At 67.5% G+C, this 237-nt stretch carries 1 pseudogene; it reads right to left on the minus strand.

The features are described from left to right. Positions 1-237: pseudogene (locus tag ACQG3P_RS23415) on the minus strand (hypothetical protein); the annotation flags it as partial.

Consider the following 237-nt stretch of genomic DNA (forward strand, 5'->3'; position numbering starts at 1 on the left):
GTACTGGCGTGCGCCCACCGTGAGCATCACGGTAGCGCCGAATGCCTGCCCGCACATTTCGTCATGGCAGACCGTGCGCTGGAAGCTGTCCTTGATGTCGGTGCCATCGGCGGCCTTGCCCGACCAGCCATCCTTGCCCTGGGTCGGCGCGACCCCGTCGAATTTCTGCTCGCCGTAACCGGTCTCCACGCGCAGCACCGGTTTGTCGCCTGCGCTCACCTGGGCCAGCCAGCCCGG

Origin of the sequence: Stenotrophomonas sp. SrG, from assembly GCF_050031795.1 — a bacterium.
Taxonomy (GTDB): Bacteria; Pseudomonadota; Gammaproteobacteria; order Xanthomonadales; family Xanthomonadaceae; genus Stenotrophomonas; species Stenotrophomonas rhizophila_A.